Annotated in this window: 20 protein-coding genes; all 20 read left to right on the top strand. The window is 56.0% G+C overall.

Annotation, left to right across the window (positions count from 1 at the left end; translation table 11 throughout):
- Positions 1 to 26 precede the first annotated feature (26 nt).
- The 20 genes from spoIIIAG to spoIVB all read left to right on the top strand — a co-directional run bounded on the left by spoIIIAG (position 27) and on the right by spoIVB (position 18021).
- Positions 27 to 665 (top strand): stage III sporulation protein AG, encoded by a 639-nt coding sequence (gene spoIIIAG / locus JD108_RS13215; protein WP_228728139.1) that lies wholly within the window; start codon positions 27 to 29, stop codon positions 663 to 665.
- A 13-nt stretch (positions 666 to 678) separates the two neighbouring features.
- Positions 679 to 1311 carry a SpoIIIAH-like family protein gene (locus JD108_RS13210; protein ID WP_198826530.1) on the top strand — a complete coding sequence of 211 codons (633 nt, stop codon included), beginning with the start codon at positions 679 to 681 and terminating at the stop codon, positions 1309 to 1311.
- A 181-nt stretch (positions 1312 to 1492) separates the two neighbouring features.
- On the top strand, positions 1493 to 2005 hold the full coding sequence (gene accB / locus JD108_RS13205) for an acetyl-CoA carboxylase biotin carboxyl carrier protein (protein WP_407649329.1): 513 nt from the start codon (positions 1493 to 1495) through the stop codon (positions 2003 to 2005).
- A gap of 16 nt (positions 2006 to 2021) precedes the next feature.
- Positions 2022 to 3383: an acetyl-CoA carboxylase biotin carboxylase subunit gene (gene accC / locus JD108_RS13200; RefSeq protein ID WP_198826528.1), complete on the top strand. Its 1362-nt coding sequence runs from the start codon at positions 2022 to 2024 to the stop codon at positions 3381 to 3383.
- A 65-nt stretch (positions 3384 to 3448) separates the two neighbouring features.
- A complete protein-coding gene (locus JD108_RS13195; RefSeq protein ID WP_198826527.1) occupies positions 3449 to 3859 on the top strand; it encodes an Asp23/Gls24 family envelope stress response protein in 411 nt (136 codons plus the stop codon).
- A gap of 100 nt (positions 3860 to 3959) precedes the next feature.
- Positions 3960 to 4520 (top strand): alkaline shock response membrane anchor protein AmaP, encoded by a 561-nt coding sequence (gene amaP / locus JD108_RS13190; RefSeq protein WP_198826526.1) that lies wholly within the window; start codon positions 3960 to 3962, stop codon positions 4518 to 4520.
- Positions 4521 to 4532: 12 nt separating this feature from the next.
- The gene (locus JD108_RS13185; RefSeq protein ID WP_198830115.1) at positions 4533 to 4745 is read left to right on the top strand and encodes a DUF2273 domain-containing protein; all 213 of its coding nucleotides are present in this window, start codon (positions 4533 to 4535) and stop codon (positions 4743 to 4745) included.
- Between the two features lie 38 nt (positions 4746 to 4783).
- Positions 4784 to 5188, top strand: a complete 405-nt coding sequence (nusB, locus tag JD108_RS13180) for a transcription antitermination factor NusB (protein ID WP_198826525.1) — start codon at positions 4784 to 4786, stop codon at positions 5186 to 5188.
- 18 nt (positions 5189 to 5206) lie between these two features.
- The gene (locus JD108_RS13175; protein ID WP_198826524.1) at positions 5207 to 6166 is read left to right on the top strand and encodes a Kae1-like domain-containing protein; all 960 of its coding nucleotides are present in this window, start codon (positions 5207 to 5209) and stop codon (positions 6164 to 6166) included.
- Positions 6167 to 6254: 88 nt separating this feature from the next.
- Complete coding sequence (gene folD, locus JD108_RS13170) at positions 6255 to 7109, top strand: bifunctional methylenetetrahydrofolate dehydrogenase/methenyltetrahydrofolate cyclohydrolase FolD (protein ID WP_198826523.1); 855 nt, start codon at positions 6255 to 6257, stop codon at positions 7107 to 7109.
- A gap of 47 nt (positions 7110 to 7156) precedes the next feature.
- Complete coding sequence (gene xseA / locus JD108_RS13165; protein WP_198826522.1) at positions 7157 to 8527, top strand: exodeoxyribonuclease VII large subunit; 1371 nt, start codon at positions 7157 to 7159, stop codon at positions 8525 to 8527.
- The gene (locus JD108_RS13160) at positions 8508 to 8762 is read left to right on the top strand and encodes an exodeoxyribonuclease VII small subunit (RefSeq protein WP_198826521.1); all 255 of its coding nucleotides are present in this window, start codon (positions 8508 to 8510) and stop codon (positions 8760 to 8762) included. Before xseA ends, JD108_RS13160 begins: the two co-directional genes overlap by 20 nt.
- A 1-nt stretch (position 8763) precedes the next feature.
- Positions 8764 to 9660 carry a polyprenyl synthetase family protein gene (locus JD108_RS13155; protein WP_198826520.1) on the top strand — a complete coding sequence of 299 codons (897 nt, stop codon included), beginning with the start codon at positions 8764 to 8766 and terminating at the stop codon, positions 9658 to 9660.
- Between the two features lie 342 nt (positions 9661 to 10002).
- Positions 10003 to 10338 (top strand): Na+/H+ antiporter NhaC family protein, encoded by a 336-nt coding sequence (locus tag JD108_RS13150; protein WP_198826519.1) that lies wholly within the window; start codon positions 10003 to 10005, stop codon positions 10336 to 10338.
- A 296-nt stretch (positions 10339 to 10634) separates the two neighbouring features.
- A complete protein-coding gene (gene dxs / locus JD108_RS13145; protein WP_198826518.1) occupies positions 10635 to 12521 on the top strand; it encodes a 1-deoxy-D-xylulose-5-phosphate synthase in 1887 nt (628 codons plus the stop codon).
- The gene (locus JD108_RS13140; protein WP_198826517.1) at positions 12518 to 13330 is read left to right on the top strand and encodes a TlyA family RNA methyltransferase; all 813 of its coding nucleotides are present in this window, start codon (positions 12518 to 12520) and stop codon (positions 13328 to 13330) included. Before dxs ends, JD108_RS13140 begins: the two co-directional genes overlap by 4 nt.
- A gap of 132 nt (positions 13331 to 13462) precedes the next feature.
- On the top strand, positions 13463 to 14320 hold the full coding sequence (locus JD108_RS13135; RefSeq protein WP_198826516.1) for an NAD(+)/NADH kinase: 858 nt from the start codon (positions 13463 to 13465) through the stop codon (positions 14318 to 14320).
- 4 nt (positions 14321 to 14324) lie between these two features.
- Positions 14325 to 14774: a transcriptional regulator AhrC/ArgR gene (gene ahrC / locus JD108_RS13130; protein ID WP_198826515.1), complete on the top strand. Its 450-nt coding sequence runs from the start codon at positions 14325 to 14327 to the stop codon at positions 14772 to 14774.
- Positions 14775 to 14790: 16 nt separating this feature from the next.
- Complete coding sequence (recN, locus tag JD108_RS13125) at positions 14791 to 16515, top strand: DNA repair protein RecN (RefSeq protein WP_198826514.1); 1725 nt, start codon at positions 14791 to 14793, stop codon at positions 16513 to 16515.
- A 171-nt stretch (positions 16516 to 16686) separates the two neighbouring features.
- Positions 16687 to 18021: a SpoIVB peptidase gene (gene spoIVB, locus JD108_RS13120; protein ID WP_198826513.1), complete on the top strand. Its 1335-nt coding sequence runs from the start codon at positions 16687 to 16689 to the stop codon at positions 18019 to 18021.
- The last annotated feature ends 82 nt before the right edge of the window (positions 18022 to 18103 follow it).

Here is an 18103-nt window from a genome sequence, read left to right as displayed (position 1 = left end):
GAGCTGTCCAAGCGAGGTGACCGAGGGTGTTGGGAAAGCTGAAACAGTTGCTTGAGAGCAATGGGGATAAAAAGAAGATGAAGCCGATTCACTACTTTATTGTCATCGCGGGGATCGGAATGGCGATCATGATTCTGACCGACTTTTTAAGCGTCGGGCGGGACCAGCCGCAGGGGTTTGGGCTCGGCAGCAATGAGGCGACCGGGCCGCCTGCAGGAGAGCAAACCGTGCCTGCGCTGGGAGGAGCTAGTCCTCCCGACCTGATCCGGGAGTACGAGAACATGTATGAGACCCAGCTAAAAGAGATCCTGACCAGCGTCGTCGGGGTGGGGGATGTGGAGGTGATGGTCAATCTGGATTCGACGCCCGAGCTGGTCGTGGAGAAAAACCGCAACATCCGCTCCTCGACCAACCAGGAGACGGACAAGGATCGTGCCACGCGAAACCAGAATGACCAGTCCCGCGATGAGCAGGTGGTCGTCGTACAGGGCGGCAAGCAGGACCAGCCCGTCGTCCTGAAAACCCTGAAGCCCAAGGTGCGAGGGGTCCTCGTCGTCGCCAAAGGGGCGGAAAACATTCAGGTGAAAGCGTGGATTACCGAAGCCGTCCAGAAAGTGCTGGATGTGCCTGCCTATAAAATTTCGATATTACCCAAAAAAGGTTAGGAGGTCGTGAAACATGATGCTTCGAAAGCAAACAGTGTGGTTGTTGACAATGCTCGCCGTGATGGTGGTCCTCTCCGGTTACTACCTCGTCAAGGGGCCGGAGAACCAAGTTCCCGCTCTGGGACAGGATCAGCTTCAGCTGGAGGACGGCTCGCTTTCTCAGGTGATCGTCGAAAGCAAAGAGACCGATATGCCAGCTCCCGATGCGGCAGCCGTGGAAGGCAAAGGCACCGAATCCGCCGGGCAAGAGCAGGAACCTGCCGCCAAGGAGACCGCGACGCTCACGGATACGCCGAGCGAGATCTTTACGGGATACAAAATGAAGCGGGAAGCCCAGACCCAGCAGCAAAAGGATGAGCAGCTGAGCATTATGGGCAGTCCGGATGCGACGCCGCAGGCTGTCGCGGAAGCAAAAGCGAAGTACGAGGAGCTCTCCAATCTGGAAAGCGCCACGATGGCAGCGGAAGAAATGCTGAAAGCCAGCGGGTACAAGGATGCCGTAATCTTCACGCAAAATGACAAAGTGACGGTCATCGTCCAAAAGGGCGAAGGCAGCTACGAGGAAGCCGTCAACATCATCTCCAATGTAAAACAGCACCTGAATGTGCCTGCAAACAATATCACCGTACAGTTCAAGGCATCTTGATCAGGTACTAAAGGGCACGGATAACGGGCATGCTGGTAAGGGTTTCCCCTCGTTTTTCACTGGAAATGAGGGGAAATCCTTTCTTGACGTTGCGGTGGTGACAAGCTACGATGAGTCTATGACCTCGTTACATACCGGTTATACGCCCTGGTAATCTTTCGACATGAAGGAGTGCTTAGTTGTGTTTAAAATTCATGAAATCCGTGAAATGATTAAGTTGATTGATCAGTCATCCATCGACGAGTTCAAACTGGAGATGGATGGAGCCAAATTAACCATGAAAAAGACGGGTACCGAGACTGTAGCTGTCACGCAGGCGGCAGCGCCGGCAGTCATCGCCGCACCCGTGGTACCGGCGGCCGCACCTGCTGCCGCGGCGCCTGTTGTTGAAGCGCCTGCCGTTCAGGCAGAAGCGCCAAAGGCTGCTCCTGTTGCAGTCGAGACAGACGAAAACCTGCACAAAATCGTGTCCCCGATGGTGGGAACCTTCTATCGCTGCCCAGAGCCGGGCAAGCCTGCCTACGTGCAGCCGGGCGACAAGGTGACCGCAAACAAAGTCGTCTGCATCGTCGAAGCGATGAAGCTGTTCAACGAGATCGAAGCCGAAGTAAACGGCGAGATCGTGAAAGTGCTGGTGGAAGACGGTCAGCTGGTAGAATACGGCCAGCCGCTGTTTTTGGTGAAGCCGGAATAAGGTGGGGGAGAGCGTAATGTTTCAAAAGGTATTGATTGCCAACCGGGGCGAAATCGCTGTGCGAGTCATTCGCGCTTGCCGCGAGCTGGGCATCCGTACAGTAGCTGTGTACTCCGAAGCGGACCGCGAAGCGCTTCATGTCAAAATGGCGGATGAAGCATACTGCATCGGGCCGACCGCCTCGAAGGAGAGCTATCTGAACATAGCCAACATCATGAGCGTGGCGACCAAAGTGGGCGCTGACGCAATCCATCCCGGCTACGGGTTCCTGGCAGAAAACGCAGACTTTGCCGAGATTTGCGCTGCCTGCAATATCACGTTCATCGGACCGGATCCGGAAGCGATCATCAAAATGGGCGACAAATCGACCGCCAAGGAAACGATGAAGGCGGCCGGCGTGCCTACCGTTCCCGGCACAGACGGGCTGGTGGAAGAGATCGCCGATGCGATCAAGACCGCAAATGAAATCGGCTATCCCGTCATGGTCAAAGCGACAGCTGGCGGCGGCGGCCGCGGCATGCGCGTAGCCGTCAATGACGAAGACCTGGAAAAGGCGATTCGCCAGGCGCAGAGCGAAGCCAAGACCGCATTCGGCAATCCCGGCGTCTACCTGGAGAAATTCGTAGAAGGGCCGCGCCATGTGGAGATCCAGATCATGGCTGACAAGCATGGAAATGTCGTCTACCTGGGCGAGCGCGACTGTTCGATTCAGCGCCGCCACCAAAAGCTGATCGAGGAAGCTCCCTCTCCGGCGCTCAGCGAAGAGCTGCGCAAAGAGATGGGTGAAGCCGCTGTCGCCGCAGCCAAGGCTGTGAACTACCACGGTGCAGGCACCGTTGAATTTTTGCTCGACAAGCACGGAAAGTTCTACTTTATGGAGATGAATACCCGGATTCAGGTGGAGCATCCCGTCACAGAGCTGGTGACCGGTTTTGACCTGATCAAGGAGCAGTTGACTGTCGCCGCAGGTTTGCCGCTCTCCTTTACGCAGGAAGAGATTCAGCTCGACGGCTGGGCGATTGAATGCCGGATCAATGCGGAAAACCCGGCTAAAAACTTTATGCCGTCACCGGGCAAAATTTCTACCTACCTGCCTCCGGGCGGATTTGGCGTGAGGGTGGACAGCGCTGCTTACACAGGCTACGTCATCCCGCCGTACTACGATTCGATGATCGCCAAGCTGATCGTCTGGGGCCAAGACCGCGATGAAGCGATTGCGCGCATGAAGCGGGCATTGGGCGAATTCGTCGTGGAAGGCATCAATACGACCATCCCGTTCCATCTGAAAGTCCTGGATCACGAGGTGTTCGTAAGCGGTCATTTTGACACCAAATTCCTGGAGACGTATGACCTGCGTCTGGGTGAATCGGAGGGCTAAGCCCATTTGTAAAAGTGGCAGCCGCTTGTTATAATGGGATACAAATCCATAGGGAGGTGCGAAACGTGGAAGAGTTTACACCGGATCTAGAGAGAACGGAGCTTGGCAAGGTACAGATCGCTCCCGAAGTCCTGGAAGTGATCGCCGGCATGGCTGCCTCTGAGGTTGAGGGCGTAGCCCATATGAGCGGCGGTTTCGTAGGTGAGATTGCAGAACGGCTCGGCCGTAAAAATATCGCTCGCGGCGTACGTGTGGAAGTGGGTTCCCGCGAAGCGGCAGTAGATGTATCGATCATCGTCAAATACGGACACCGAATCCCGGATGTCGCGCGAAATATTCAAGATAGTGTGCGAAATGCCATCGAGAGCATGACCGGCCTGTCGGTGGTGGAAGTGAACGTACATATTGTGGATGTTGAGCTGAAGAGCGAAGAAAAGGCGCCGGCAGTTGTGGAAGATTTCCATCGCGTGCGCTAGTCTGAGCACGACTGGATGCCCCCTATGCCTCAGGGGGCATTTTTCCTCATCATAGAGAAAAACAGCATCCTGGTTAGTCAGCGCCAAAGGAGAGATGCCTGTGAATTTGTTTGACCGCTTTATCCTGACGTTGTACAGCTTTGCCCTCATCGTCCTCTCGCTGGCTGTCATCGGCGCTTCGAGCGGATTGATCCCTTCCGCATACATACGCCCGTACCTGGAGCAGCTCCTCGGGCCTTTCAATCTGGCATACCTGATTACGGCCGTGATCTTCCTGATTGTCAGCTTGCGATTCTTCTTCAGCTCCTTCCGCACCTCCAAAAAAGCCAAGACGGAAAAAGGCATTCGCCAGCGCAGCGATCTGGGCGAAGTCAACATCACACTGCAGACGATCCAGACGATCGCAGAGCGTGCGGCGCGAAGAGTAAAGGGTGTGCGCGACCTGAAAACCGTGGTGCGTGCACTGGAGAGCGGCAATACGATTACGGTTCGCGTCTCGGTGGACGGTGAGACGCCGCTGCCGGAGATGACCCAGAATCTGCAGGCCAATATCAAAGAACAGGTGGAGAGCATTGCCGGCGTGGTGATCTCCGAGGTGGTCGTGGTGGTAACGGAAGTGGCCTCGCAAGAGAATTACACGGCTCGCAAACGAGTGGAATAGTAGGTGAAAGCCATGATATGGGAGTTGTTGTGGGAACACAAGGGGAAACTACTGGGTGTAGCCGCCGGACTTTTTTTCGGCATCATCTACCTCTTCGTCGGTTTTTGGGATACACTGGTGTTTGTCGTCTTTGTCAGCACCGGCTATTACATCGGACGCAAGCTGGATCACAAAGAGGACTTGCGGGAAATTCTCGATCGCATCCTGCCTGGAAAATTTCGTTGAAGGGGAGCAGGACCCCAATTCATTGAGTAGGTGAACGCATGAAACGGAGAACAGCACGAGAAAAAGCAGTGCAATGCCTGTTCCAGATCGACATGTCTAAAGTAGAGATGGAAGATGCATTGGCGCTGGTCATGGAAGACAGCGATGAGGACGCGGGGTTTCTCCGCCATCTGGTGCAGGGGACCTTGGAGCGTCTTTCGGAAATTGACGCCGAGATCGAAAAATATTTGCGCGGCTGGAAATTGGAGCGGATTGCCAATGTAGACCGGGCCATCCTCCGCCTGGCGTTTTTTGAGATCATGTTTGAAGAGGAGATTCCCGATAAAGTGGTGTTGAACGAGGCGATTGAGATCGCCAAGCTGTTTAGCGACGAACAATCGTACCGGTACATAAACGGCGTATTGTCCAGCTATTTGAAAGCGCGCGCGACCGCAAACGCGTAAAAGATGGGTGAATACAACATGAAGGTAATGTTGGGAATCGATACGAGCAATTACCGGACATCGTTGTGCCTGGCAACGGAAGACGGCCGGATTGTGGCAGAAGCGAAGCGCCTTCTTCGGGTAAAAGAAGGCAAGCGGGGCCTGCAGCAATCAGAAGCCGTCTTTCAGCATGTGATGAACCTGCCGGAGCTCAGCGACCAGATGGGGTGGACCGAGTACGACATCGCCGGTGTCTGTGCGAGCGAGAAGCCGCGTCCGGTGGAGGGGTCGTACATGCCGGTCTTCAAGGTCGGCGAAGGTTTGGCCAAATCGCTCTCCGCCTACATGAAGGTTCCCTGCTTTTTGACGACTCATCAGGAGGGACATATCGCGGCCGGGGAATACACGGCGGACAGACGGCCGGAAGCGGCTCGGTTTCTCGCCGTTCACCTGTCGGGCGGGACGAGTGAACTGCTCCTCTGTGAGCGGACCGAAGACGGCTACCGGATCGAAAAAGCCGGGGGCACCCTGGACCTCCACGCCGGGCAGCTGGTCGACCGGATCGGCGTGGCATTGGGCATGTCTTTTCCGGCGGGGCCGCAGCTGGAGGAGCTGGCCAGAGAATCTGGGGGAGAGTTTCGCGTCGCTTCATCGGTAAAGGGGCTTCAATTCAGTTTTTCGGGACCGGAGGCTGCCCTGCTGCGGGCAATTGAAACAAAAGAAGCTTCAGCAGCCGAGATTGCCCGCGCGACGGAGCAATGCATCGCCAGCACCCTGGAAAAGGTGCTGCGCCGGGCCGTGGAGGAGGGCCTGCCTCGCGAGATCCTGATCGTCGGCGGAGTAGCCGCCAATCAGTACATACGGGAGCGGCTCATCAAACGGCTGGAGCATCCGGCTGTCAAGGCCAGCTTATATTTTTGCGATCCTGTTTACTCAGGGGACAACGCTTACGGCGTGGCTATGCTCGGGTGGAAAAAGCTAAAGACGAACATTAAATGATTTCTCCCTCTTAAAAATTCGCCTTTACACATTCTCTTTGAATCGGTACACTTAGAGAAGGGATTCAAAAGAAGGAGGGCTTTCCGCCATGGCAGCTACGATTTTATACGGTACAGAAATCGCGAAGGACATCCGCGAACAACTGGCCAGTGAAGTGGAAGAACTGAAGCGCAAGGGAATTGTGCCTGGTTTGACGGTTATTTTGGTGGGAGAAGATCCCGCGTCGCACTCCTATGTGAGAGGAAAAGCGCGCGGTTGTGAAGAGGTGGGCATTCGTTCGGAAATTTTGCTTCGGGATGCCTCGATCAGCGAGGAAGAACTGCTGCAAATGATCGAAGAGCTTAATGAAAATCCGAACGTTCACGGCATTTTGGTTCAATTGCCGCTCCCCTCCCACATCTCGGAAAAGGCCGTGATCGGGGCGATTCGTTCGGAAAAAGACGTAGACGGTTTTCATCCTGTCAATGTCGGCAATATGATGATCGGCTATGATGCTCTGCTGCCTTGCACGGCACATGGCGTCGTGGAGATGATCAGGAAGACGGGGACGCCGATGGAAGGGAAGCATGCCGTCGTGATCGGCCGCAGCAATATCGTCGGCAAACCGGTCTCCTATCTTTTGCAGCGGGAAAATGCCACGGTGACCATGTGCCATTCCCGCACGGTCAATCTGCGCCACTACACCCGGCAGGCGGATATTCTGATCGTAGCGGCTGGCCGGGCCCATATGATCGGCAGCGAGGATGTCAAGCCGGGCGCGGTCGTCATCGACGTCGGTGTCAACCGCATCGAGTCCGGCAAGCTGGTGGGGGATGTTCGTTTCGATGAGGTCAAAGAGGTAGCCAGCTATCTCACCCCTGTACCGGGCGGAGTCGGTCCGATGACCATCACGATGCTGCTGAAGAATACGATCGAAGCGGCAAAAAATCTCGCGGCCCGCTAGAATCGTTTCACGGTCTCAACCATTACGAAACACTACGGGAGGTACGCATGACGAATCGGCAGATTTTTTCAGTCAGCGACCTGAACCGATGCATCAAACAGGTGCTGGAACAGGAACCGCGCATGCAAGATCTCTGGGTGCGCGGAGAAATATCCAACTATACGCACCATTCCAGCGGCCACATGTACTTCACCCTGAAGGACAGCCAGTCCCGGATCAAGGTGGTCATGTTCGCAGGATACAACCGTTTTCTTCGCTTTCTCCCCAAGGATGGAACCAAGGTGATCGTGCGCGGTTCCATTTCCGCGTATGAGCGGGACGGCGCCTACCAGCTCTATGCGCGGGAAATGCAGCCGGATGGGATCGGCTCGCTCTATTTGGCGTTTGAGCAGCTGAAAGCAAAGCTGGCGGCGGAAGGCCTGTTTGCGCCCGAGCGAAAGCGGCCGCTGCCGCAGTTCCCGAAGCGGGTGGGGGTCGTGACCTCCCCGACGGGGGCTGCCATCCGGGATATCTGCACCACCATTCGGCGCAGATATCCCCAAGCGGAAATCGTCCTGTCCCCGGCTGTCGTCCAGGGGACGGAAGCGCCTGCCTCGATTGTATCGGCGATCCGCATTCTGAACAGTCAGCCGGACATCGACGTGATGATCGTCGGCCGGGGCGGCGGCTCCATCGAGGAGCTGTGGGCATTTAATGAGGAGCAGGTAGCCCGTGCGATCGCTGCCTCGCCGATTCCGGTCATCTCCGCCGTCGGGCATGAGACGGATGTGACGATTGCCGACTTTGTCGCTGATGTTCGGGCGGCGACCCCGACCGCCGCGGCCGAATTGGCCGTCCCCCATTACCTGGAATGGGTGGAGCGGGTGAGAGTGCTGGAGACGCGGATGACCCGGGCGCTTGTCGGCCGGGTCCAAGCGGAGCGCAAACGGCTAACCGGATTTGTCCAATCCTACGCCATGCGCAGACCGAGACGGCGGCTCGAGGAAGCCGAGCAGCGGCTGGACGAGCTGTCCCTTCGCATGAAGCAAGCGATATGGCAGGTCATGAGAAGACGCACGGAACAGTATCAGCATCTCGCAGGCAGGATCAGGCGGTATCGGCTCACGGACCAGCTGGAGCGCCGCAGGCAGGCAGTCCAGGTGAGCCGCAAACGTCTGGACGAGAGGATGAGGGAGCGGCTGTACAAGAGCAAAATGGCGTTCGCCTCCTCCGTCGCCCAATTGGATGCGCTGAGTCCGCTCAAAGTGATGCAGCGCGGCTTTTCCCTCGTCTACGATGCTTCCGGTCAATTGGCCAAATCCGTGGAGCAAATTGCCCCAGGTGAGGAAGTCGTGATACGATTAACAGATGGCAGCGCCAGCGCGCACGTGGAACAGATATACCGGGAGGAGAAGCGAGATGGCACGAAAAAAGACTGAGCAGGAAGCGGACATCCAATTTGAAGAAGCGATGAAGCGGTTGGAAGAGGTCGTGCATCGCCTGGAGGAGGGGGAGGTTTCGCTGGAGGAATCTATCCAGCTCTACCAGGAGGGCGTCACTCTTTCCCGCATCTGCGGCCAAAAGCTGGACGCGATCGAAGCCAAGATCACCCAATTGATCGAAGAGGACGGGCAGTTCAAGCAGAAGCCGTTTCGCGTGGAGGGAGAAGCTTAAGATGTCGCCAACCCTTCATTCCTACTTGGAAGAAAAAACGCTCTACATAGAAAAACACCTGCAGGGCCTCTTGGAGCGGGAGGGCGTGCCCGGCTCCCTGTATGAGTCGATGGCGTACTCGCTGATGGCAGGGGGCAAGCGCTTGCGGCCGATGCTGGTCCTCGCCGTTCTGGAAGCGCTGGACAAGCCGCTTGAGAGAGGCATACCCTACGCAGCCGCCCTGGAAATGATCCATACCTATTCGCTGATTCACGATGATCTGCCGGCCATGGACGATGATGACCTGCGGCGCGGAAAGCCGACGAACCACAAGGTGTACGGCGAGGCGACCGCGATATTGGCTGGCGATGCTTTGCTGACGCGCGCATTCGGGCTGATCGCGGAGGCGTATTCCAATCATCCGGAGGTAAAGCCGGAAACCGTCGTCAGCCTGATTGCCGAGCTCGCCAAGCGGGCTGGTGCGAGAGGCATGGTAGGCGGACAGATGGCCGACATCGAAGGGGAGGGCAAACAGCTCTCGCTGGAGGAGCTGGAGTACATCCATCGGCATAAGACTGGAGATCTTTTGATTGCAGCATTGATCGGAGGCGGCTATTTGGCGGAAGCGACCGAGAGCCAGATGGCGGCGCTCGCCCGGTACGGCCGGATGATCGGACTTGCCTTTCAGATCCAGGATGACATCCTCAACGTAGAAGGAGACGCGGTCCAACTGGGAAAAGCAGTAGGGAGCGACGCCGATCGGAAAAAGGCAACGTATCCTTCCCTGCTCGGCATGGACGAGTCAAAGCAGCGGCTGCTTCAGCTCGTCTCCGACGCCAAAGGGGTCTTGCGGGACGTCGGTTTGGGGAATTCGGCCCTGATACCGCTGGCCGATTACGTCATCGAACGCAAAAAATAAAAGCTGCGGTAAAACAATACCGTGACGGGAGCCCAATGTTCGATTGGGCTCTCTATTTGTTTCGCGGAGAATGATGTGTATGATAAGGTTCGCATGATCTGGAAAGGGAAGGTGCCAGATGTCCAGTTTGTGGGAGATCAAAGAGACAGCGCAGGATATAGCCGAAGCCATCACGGCAGCGATCGGGATCGAAGTTTGAGATCATCGATGACCAACTGATCATCGTCGCAGGGTGGTCTTTAATTACAGCTATCACGGCACCGTGGATGAAGCTTTCATCACGTTAAAAGACGGCATCGCGGGGAGCCGCAGCGGAAACATCGGCCCCCAGGTGGATTGATCATGGTCGCGATGACGTATGGCGGGATATTGGAGACAACCAAAATTCTGGAGAGCATTGTGCGCGCAATCCTAAAGCTGGTGAAGACGACCGGCCACTTGATATCGACGACGGTGGGCACCAGTGTCGTGACAAATCTCCTGGCCTGCGGCGCTTTCATGTTCGCCACTCTAGGGGTTCACTCGCTGAGCTACGCACCTTTTGCCTTTTTCTGCTTTGCCAGCCCAATCATCGCCATCATTTACGGCCATTTTGGATGGAAAATCACGTATGTGGAGAAAACAGAAAGAACGCTGGGTGAGTCTGCCCATCAGGAGATGAAGCTAGAATCCGTTTGATTCTTAGCATGGTGCTTTTTGCAGACAAAATCATACGGTTTTCCATAAGGAGAAAGGAGCTGTCCCACACGTCTGAGATGACTGCGGGGCAGCTTCTTTTTATGTCAACCTGCACCTTTTTGCCAGGGAGTCACCTCCCCCGCAGATCGCTGGGGAGCTGATCCCGAATCAGATGAAAGTGGAGTTTTTACCAAGAAACCGTTATAATGAAGCAAGCTACAAGAAGCAGGTATCCGTATCAATTGGATTGCAGCATATTCAACAGACGGAGTACGAGTGGAAAGTGAGGAATCACAATGCTGCTTACGAGCATCAATCATCCTCAAGACCTGAAGAAATGCTCAATGCCGGAACTGTATGCGCTGGCAGAGGAGATCCGACAGTTCCTTGTGGAAAACTTGTCCAAAACGGGCGGTCATCTGGCACCGAATCTGGGTGTCGTGGAATTGACCCTCGCTTTGCATTATGTGTTTAACAGCCCTGAAGACAAGCTGATTTGGGACGTAGGACATCAAGCCTATGTACATAAAATTCTGACGGGCCGCCGCCATATGTTCCCGACCTTGCGCCAGTACAAAGGCTTGTGCGGTTTCCCGAAAATGTCTGAAAGCGAGCATGACGTATGGGAGACAGGCCATAGCAGCACCTCCTTGTCGGCCGCGATGGGGATGGCCGCCGCCCGCGACCTGAAAAAGGGGAAAAACCATGTCGTGGCCATCATTGGCGACGGGGCGTTGACAGGCGGCATGGCTTTGGAAGCGTTGAACCACATCGGTCACGAGGACAAGGACGTGATCGTGGTGCTCAATGACAATGAGATGTCGATCGCACCGAACGTAGGGGCGCTGCATAATTACCTCGGCAAGCTGCGCTCGACGACCAACTACCGCCGCGCCAAGGAAGAGCTGGAGCATCTGCTGAAGTCCATCCCTGCAGTGGGAGGCAAGCTGGCTCATCTGGCGGAGCGCTTTAAGGACAGCATGAAGTATTTGCTGGTTTCCGGCATCCTGTTTGAAGAGCTCGGCTTTACGTACATCGGTCCGATCGACGGGCACAACCTGGAGCTGATGCTGGACACGCTGAAGACAGCCAAGCAGACAAAGGGCCCAGTCCTGATCCACGCGATCACCAAAAAGGGAAAAGGCTATGCGCCGGCCGAGGCAGACTCGGTCAAATGGCACGGCATCGGCACGTACAAAATCGAGTCAGGAGACACGCCAAAATCCTCGCCGACGTACACCTCTGTTTTTGCCGACACGATGATCAAGCTGGCAGAAGAGGACGAGCGCATCGTAGCGATTACCCCGGCCATGCCGGCTGGATCGGGCCTCCTAAAATTTGGAGAGCGCTTTCCGGACCGCCTGTTCGACGTCGGGATCGCCGAGCAGCATGCCTGTACCTTTGCCGCCGGTTTGGCCACGCAAGGTCTGAAACCAGTCTATGCGGTGTACTCCACGTTTTTGCAGCGGGCATACGATCAGCTGATCCACGATGTTGCCCGGCAAAAGCTGAATGTCATCTTTGCGGTTGACCGCGCGGGACTCGTGGGCGCTGATGGCGAGACGCACCAAGGCGTCTACGATATCGCCTATATGCGTGCCATCCCAAACATGGTCATCATGGCGCCCAAGGATGAAAACGAACTACGCCACATGATGAAAACGGCAGTCGATTACGAGGATGGCCCCATTTCCTTCCGCTATCCGCGCCTAAGCGTCCGCGGCGTAAAGCTGGACGACGAGCTGGCGCCGCTTGCGATCGGCAAATCGGAAATCGTCAGGGAAGGCAGAGACGTGGCGATCCTCTCTTTTGGCCATGTCTTCGAAATCGCTGAGCAGGCTGTCGAGCTGCTGGCCCGCGAAGGGATTCACCCGATGCTGGTCAATGCGCGGTTCTGCAAGCCGCTGGACGTCGAGCTCTTGTCCCGCTTGGCACAGGAAGGCTACGATCTGGTCACCGTCGAGGAAGGTTCGGTGACAGGCGGCTTTGGCAGCGCGGTGATGGAGTTTTTGGCCGAAGCAGGCTATTACGATATCCGCGTGCAGTCTGTAGGCATCCCGGATTACTTCGTGGAGCACGGCAGCGTGAAAGAACAACGGCAGGAAGTCGGGCTTACGGCTGAGCAAATCGCTGTGCGTGTACGTTCGTTTTTGCCAGTGACGAAGGGCGTTGTGGAGGCATGAAAAAAGAACGGCTGGACGTTCTCCTCGTAGAGCGGGGATTGTATGAAACCAGAGAAAAAGCGAAAGCGGCCGTCATGGCGGGCCTGGTGCAGGTCGCAGGGGAACGCTGCGACAAACCGGGTACCAAATTCGGCGAAGACGTGGCCATCACGGTCAAAGGCGAGCTTCACCCTTACGTCAGCCGAGGCGGCCTCAAGCTGGAAAAGGCGTTGCGCGTCTTTTCCCTCGATCTGGACGGCAAGGTGATGATGGACATCGGTTCCTCGACAGGCGGCTTTACCGACTGCGCCCTGCAAAACGGGGCGCGCAAGGTGTACGCCATCGATGTCGGCTACAATCAGCTGGCCTGGTCGCTGCGCAAAGATGAACGCGTGGTCGTGATGGAGCGGACCAACTTCCGTCACATGGACCCGGACAGCTTTACAGACGAGCGGCCGGATGCGGCTACGATCGACGTCTCGTTTATTTCCCTGAAGCTGATTCTCCCGGTCTTGTACCGCTTCCTGCAGCCGGATGGCGACGTGATTGCGCTGGTGAAGCCGCAATTCGAGGCCGGCAAGGAAAACGTCGGGAAAAACGGGATTGTCCGCGATCCGCGCATTCACGAATCAGTCCTGATCGACATAGGACTCTTTGCCAAAGAGCTCGGCTTTTCCCTGGAAGGGCTGTCCTACTCGCCGATCACGGGAGGGGAAGGAAACATCGAGTTCCTGCTTCACGCAAAAAAGGCAGATGGAGGCTTCACTTCGGAGCAATGGCCAGAGCAGGTGAGCGAGATTGTCAGTCAGGCTCACGAGGAATTGAAGTGAAAACTGGGACAAAAAGCCTCGAATCTACGTGTCGAGGCTTTTTTTCTCATGCGATCAGGCTTTCTTCATGCATAAAAAGATGTATACTTGAATAATAAAGGATTTCCAACCAACGAGTTTGGGGGGGGCCATGTGAAAACGATAGGAATCGTAGGAAATAAAGGAAAACCGGAAGCGCGAATCGTCGCCAGAGAACTGGTCTATCTGTTGGAAGACAGAGGGGCCAGAGTTCTTCTGGACGAACAGATGGCCTCCTATGTAGACCGGGGAGATATCGGCACCAGCCTGGAGGAGATCGGCTCGGCAGCACAGCTTTTATGCGTATTGGGCGGTGACGGGACGCTGCTGGGCATTGCGCGCCGCCTGGCGGGGTGCTCCGTGCCGATCCTGGGGATCAATCTCGGCACCTTGGGCTTTCTTTCAGAAGCAGACCCGGATGATTTGCCGCACGCTGTAGACAAGCTGCTTTCCGGCCAATACTATCTGGAAGAGCGCACCATGCTGGATGCCGAACTGGTGCGCAACCAGAAGACACTCGCCCGCTACACGGCGATGAATGACATCGGGATTGCCAAAGGCTCGTTTTGCCGCATCATTCAATGCGCGGTCTATCTCGATGATAACTATGTGGCGACCTTCAGCGGTGACGGCGTCATCGTGTCCAGTCCGACCGGCTCGACCGCCTATTCGCTGTCGGCGGGCGGACCGATCGTAGCACCCAATGTAGAGATGCTGCTCTTGACCCCGGTAGCGCCTCATTCGTTGACGGCGCGGCCGATGGTGCTGTCCCCCCATCAAACGATCCGCATCGAGGTGGATGCGGTCCACCACGAGATGGGGCTGTCGATTGACGGCCAGTTTGGGTGCAGGCTGGAGGGCGGCGACCAGATTTTCATCCGCAAATCGCCGTTTGTGACACCGCTGATCAAATGGAAAAAAGGCGCCTTTTTTGAGACGATACGAACCAAATTACAAGGGGAATGGGAGTAATCGCATGAGCAAAGGACAACGACATATCCGGATTCGTGAAATTATCGGCAGTCATGAAGTGGAGACACAGGATGAACTGGTCGAGCGTCTGCGGGCAGCAGGCTTTAACGTGACGCAGGCGACCGTTTCCCGTGATATCAAGGAACTCCATTTGGTGAAAGTTCCGCTTCCCGACGGCCGGTACAAGTATTCAGTTCCTGTCGAACAAAAATTCAATCCAATTCAAAAGCTCCGGCGCATGCTGGTTGACTCGTTTGTAAGCATGGACCACGCCGACCATTTTATCCTGCTGAAGACCCTCTCCGGACATGCCAATGCGGTTGCGGAGCTGATCGACAATCTTCCCTGGGAAGAGATCATGGGTACGATCAGCGGCGATAATACGATCCTGATTATCTGCCGCTCCAAGGAAAACTCCGAAGAAGTAACCAAACGCCTCAGGGAAATGCTGTAAAGAGTGGGGGGATTGTATGCTACTGGAGCTTTCCATCCGCAATTTTGCGATTATCAAATCCGTCACGATCTCCTTTCAAAAAGGATTGAACATCTTGACGGGAGAAACGGGAGCAGGGAAATCGATCATCATCGATGCGCTGGGGCTCCTCCTGGGAGGCCGGGCTTCCTCGGACCTGGTCCGCTATGGGGAGTCGCGGGCCGAAGTGGAGGGGCTGTTTGAGCTGCCGCCCGGCCATCCGGCTTTTTCCGTCTGTGAGAGCTTCGGCGTACAGGCGGAGCAGGACGGGACGCTGCTCGTTCGGCGCGACATATCCAGTCAGGGAAAAAGCATCATCCGCATCAACGGCCAGCTGGTCACTCTGGCCATCCTGAGGGAATTGGGGCCGTGGCTGGTCACGGTGCACGGGCAGCATGACACGCATATGCTGATGCAAACCGACAAGCATATCCACTGGCTCGACTCGTACGGAGAGAGCCGCTTGGGTTCGGCCAAGCAAGAGTACGCCCAGTTGTACGCCAGCTACTCCAAGACCCGGCAGGATTTGGAGCGGATGTCTCGCAATGAGCGCGAGTTGGTCCAGCGGATCGATCTCTTGCAATATCAGCTGAATGAGATCGAAGCGGCTTCCCTGACGCCGGGCGAGGACGAAAAGCTCAGCCTGCAGCGCAAAAAGTGGATCAACATCGAGAAAATTTTCAGCGGCATCCAGGACGCCTACCGCTCGCTTCACGGGGACCAGCGCGGCCTGGATTGGCTGGGACATGCCATGAGCGAGCTGGAGCGGATCTCTTCTTATGAGGAGCAACTGCTGCCGGTGCTGGAGAATGTACAGAGCGCCTACTACCAGATCGAGGATGCCGTGCATCAGCTGCGGCAGCTGTCCGAGCGGCTGGATTTTGAGCCGGAACAATTGCAGGAAGTGGAGCGCAGGCTGGATCTGATTCAGAGCTTAAAACGGAAATACGGCAAAAATGTGGACGAGATCCTCGAATATGCGGCGACCATCCAGGATGAGCTGGATGAGATGCACCATTATGACGATCGTTTGCAGCAGCTGGAAAAAAGGCTGGCAGAACTGGCTGCAGATCTGGCGGTGGAAGCCGCCGAGCTGTCGATGATTCGCAAGAGCTGTGCGGAACAGCTGGCGGCGGAGATCGAGCAGCAGCTGCGGGAGCTTCATATGGAAAGAGCCCGCTTTGCCATCGACGTGCGGCAAGTGCCGGATGAGAACGGGGTCGACATCGAAGGAACCACCTGGCGAGTGGACGCCAACGGCATCGATACCGTCGAGTTCCTGATCTCGCCGAATCCGGGCGAGCCGCTGAGACCGCTGGCCAAGATTGCCTCGGGCGGCGAACTGTCCCGCGTCATGCTGGCGATCAAAACGATCCTGGCAGGTACGGACCAGGTCCAGACGATGATCTTCGATGAAGTGGACACCGGAGTGAGCGGCCGAGCCGCCCAGGCCATCGCGGAGAAGCTGGCCAGAGTGGCCCAGCAGCGCCAGGTCCTGTGCATCACCCACTTGCCGCAAGTGGCTTCCCTGGCTGATGCCCACTACCTCATCCAAAAAGAGATGAGCGAGCATGAGACGATGACCGTGGTCCACCGCTTGACGGACGAAGAGAGGGTCATCGAGCTGGCCCGCATGCTGGGCGGGGCACAGGTCACCGCCAAAACCGAAGAGCACGCGCGGGAAATGATCCTGCTGGGACGGCAGCGAAAAGCCGTTCCCTAGAGAAGCTGAGCGGCGTCACGCAAAGAGCTGTCACTTGATGTGGCAGCTTTTTTTCCTGCACCCGTGATACATTTTCCTAACATAATCCGAAACAGCGGAGGCAATAGTATAACTACACAAGGTGGAGGTGTTTCCGTAGGTGTAGGTAGGGAACGGTAGGAGTGATTGCTGGTGAACCGTCACAACAGAAGAAAATGGATGGGAAGTCTCCTTCTCCTGATCACGGCTTTTGTCGTGAGTTCCACCCCGTTCCACGACTTGTCTTCTTTTCCCCACGAATTACGCCTGATGGAAGGCTCCCTGAAGCAACTGCGTGTATCGATGCCTCTCATGGGAACGCTCGTCAACAGCAACCCGGATATCCTGAATGTCAATGGGACAGAGGCAAGGGAGGTTTCTGTTGATCTCAGCAAGCCTGTGTCGGTCGAACCGAAAAAGGCGGGAGAGGCCAATCTGCAGGTGAAATGGCGCAATATCCCGCTGAAAGCGGTCAAGGTAAACGTGCTGCCTGATTTGCGCGTGATCCCGGGCGGACAGTCCATCGGGGTCAAATTGCAGACGGCGGGTGTGCTTGTCGTTGGTCACCATCTGGTTGACACAGGAAAAGAAAAAGTCTCCCCCGGGGAACAAGCGGGTGTCCATGTCGGTGATAGTATTGTCAAAATGAACGACATGTACATCAATGACATGAACGATGTAAAAAAGATGGTGCGCGAAGCCAGTGAAAAACAGACAGCATTGCAGCTCCTGGTGGTCCGAGGCAAAGAAAAGCTGAATCTGACCCTGCGACCCGCCAAAGACAAAAAGGACGAGGAGTATCGGATGGGCCTGTACATTCGGGATTCGGCAGCAGGTGTAGGCACGCTCACCTTTTATGAACCGAATTCCAAGGCCTACGGAGCGCTGGGCCATGTCATTTCCGATGTGGATACAGGACAAGCGATCGTTGTCGGCGACGGGCAAATCGTACGGGCAAGTGTAACATCGATCGAAAAAGGACAAAGCGGAAATCCGGGAGAGAAATTTGCTCGTTTTTACAATGAAAGCGAAGTCTTGGGGAATATCACCAAAAACTCCCCGTTTGGCATCTTTGGCAAAATGAAGGAAGAGCCAAAGCGCAGCTTGTACACGGAGCCCATTCCGATCGCGCTGGCCGAACAGGTCAAAGAGGGACCGGCCAAAATCCTTACCGTGGTGGAAGGACAGAAGGTAGAAGAGTACTCCATTGAGATTGTGAATGTCGTCAAGCAGCATTTTCCCGCTACAAAGGGCATGATCATCAAGGTTACGGACAAGCGGCTCTTGGAGAAGACAGGCGGGATCGTGCAGGGAATGAGCGGCAGTCCGATTATCCAGGATGGAAAAATGGTTGGGGCGGTTACCCACGTGTTCGTCAATGATCCGACATCCGGCTACGGTTGCTATATCGAATGGATGCTGCAGGACGCTGGACTGGGAGTACGTCCGGGACAGACGTCCACACCGACTGCCGGACACGCAGCGTAAATGGACCGTCTCGCTCGTCAGGCGAGGCGGTTTTTCTCGTGCGCCACGCATGGCGACTAACTAGGCGGTGAAAGTCCGCTGT

Source organism: Brevibacillus composti (assembly GCF_016406105.1).
GTDB classification, from domain to species: domain Bacteria; phylum Bacillota; class Bacilli; order Brevibacillales; family Brevibacillaceae; genus Brevibacillus; species Brevibacillus composti.
This window is presented reverse-complemented; position numbering and strand designations above follow the sequence as displayed.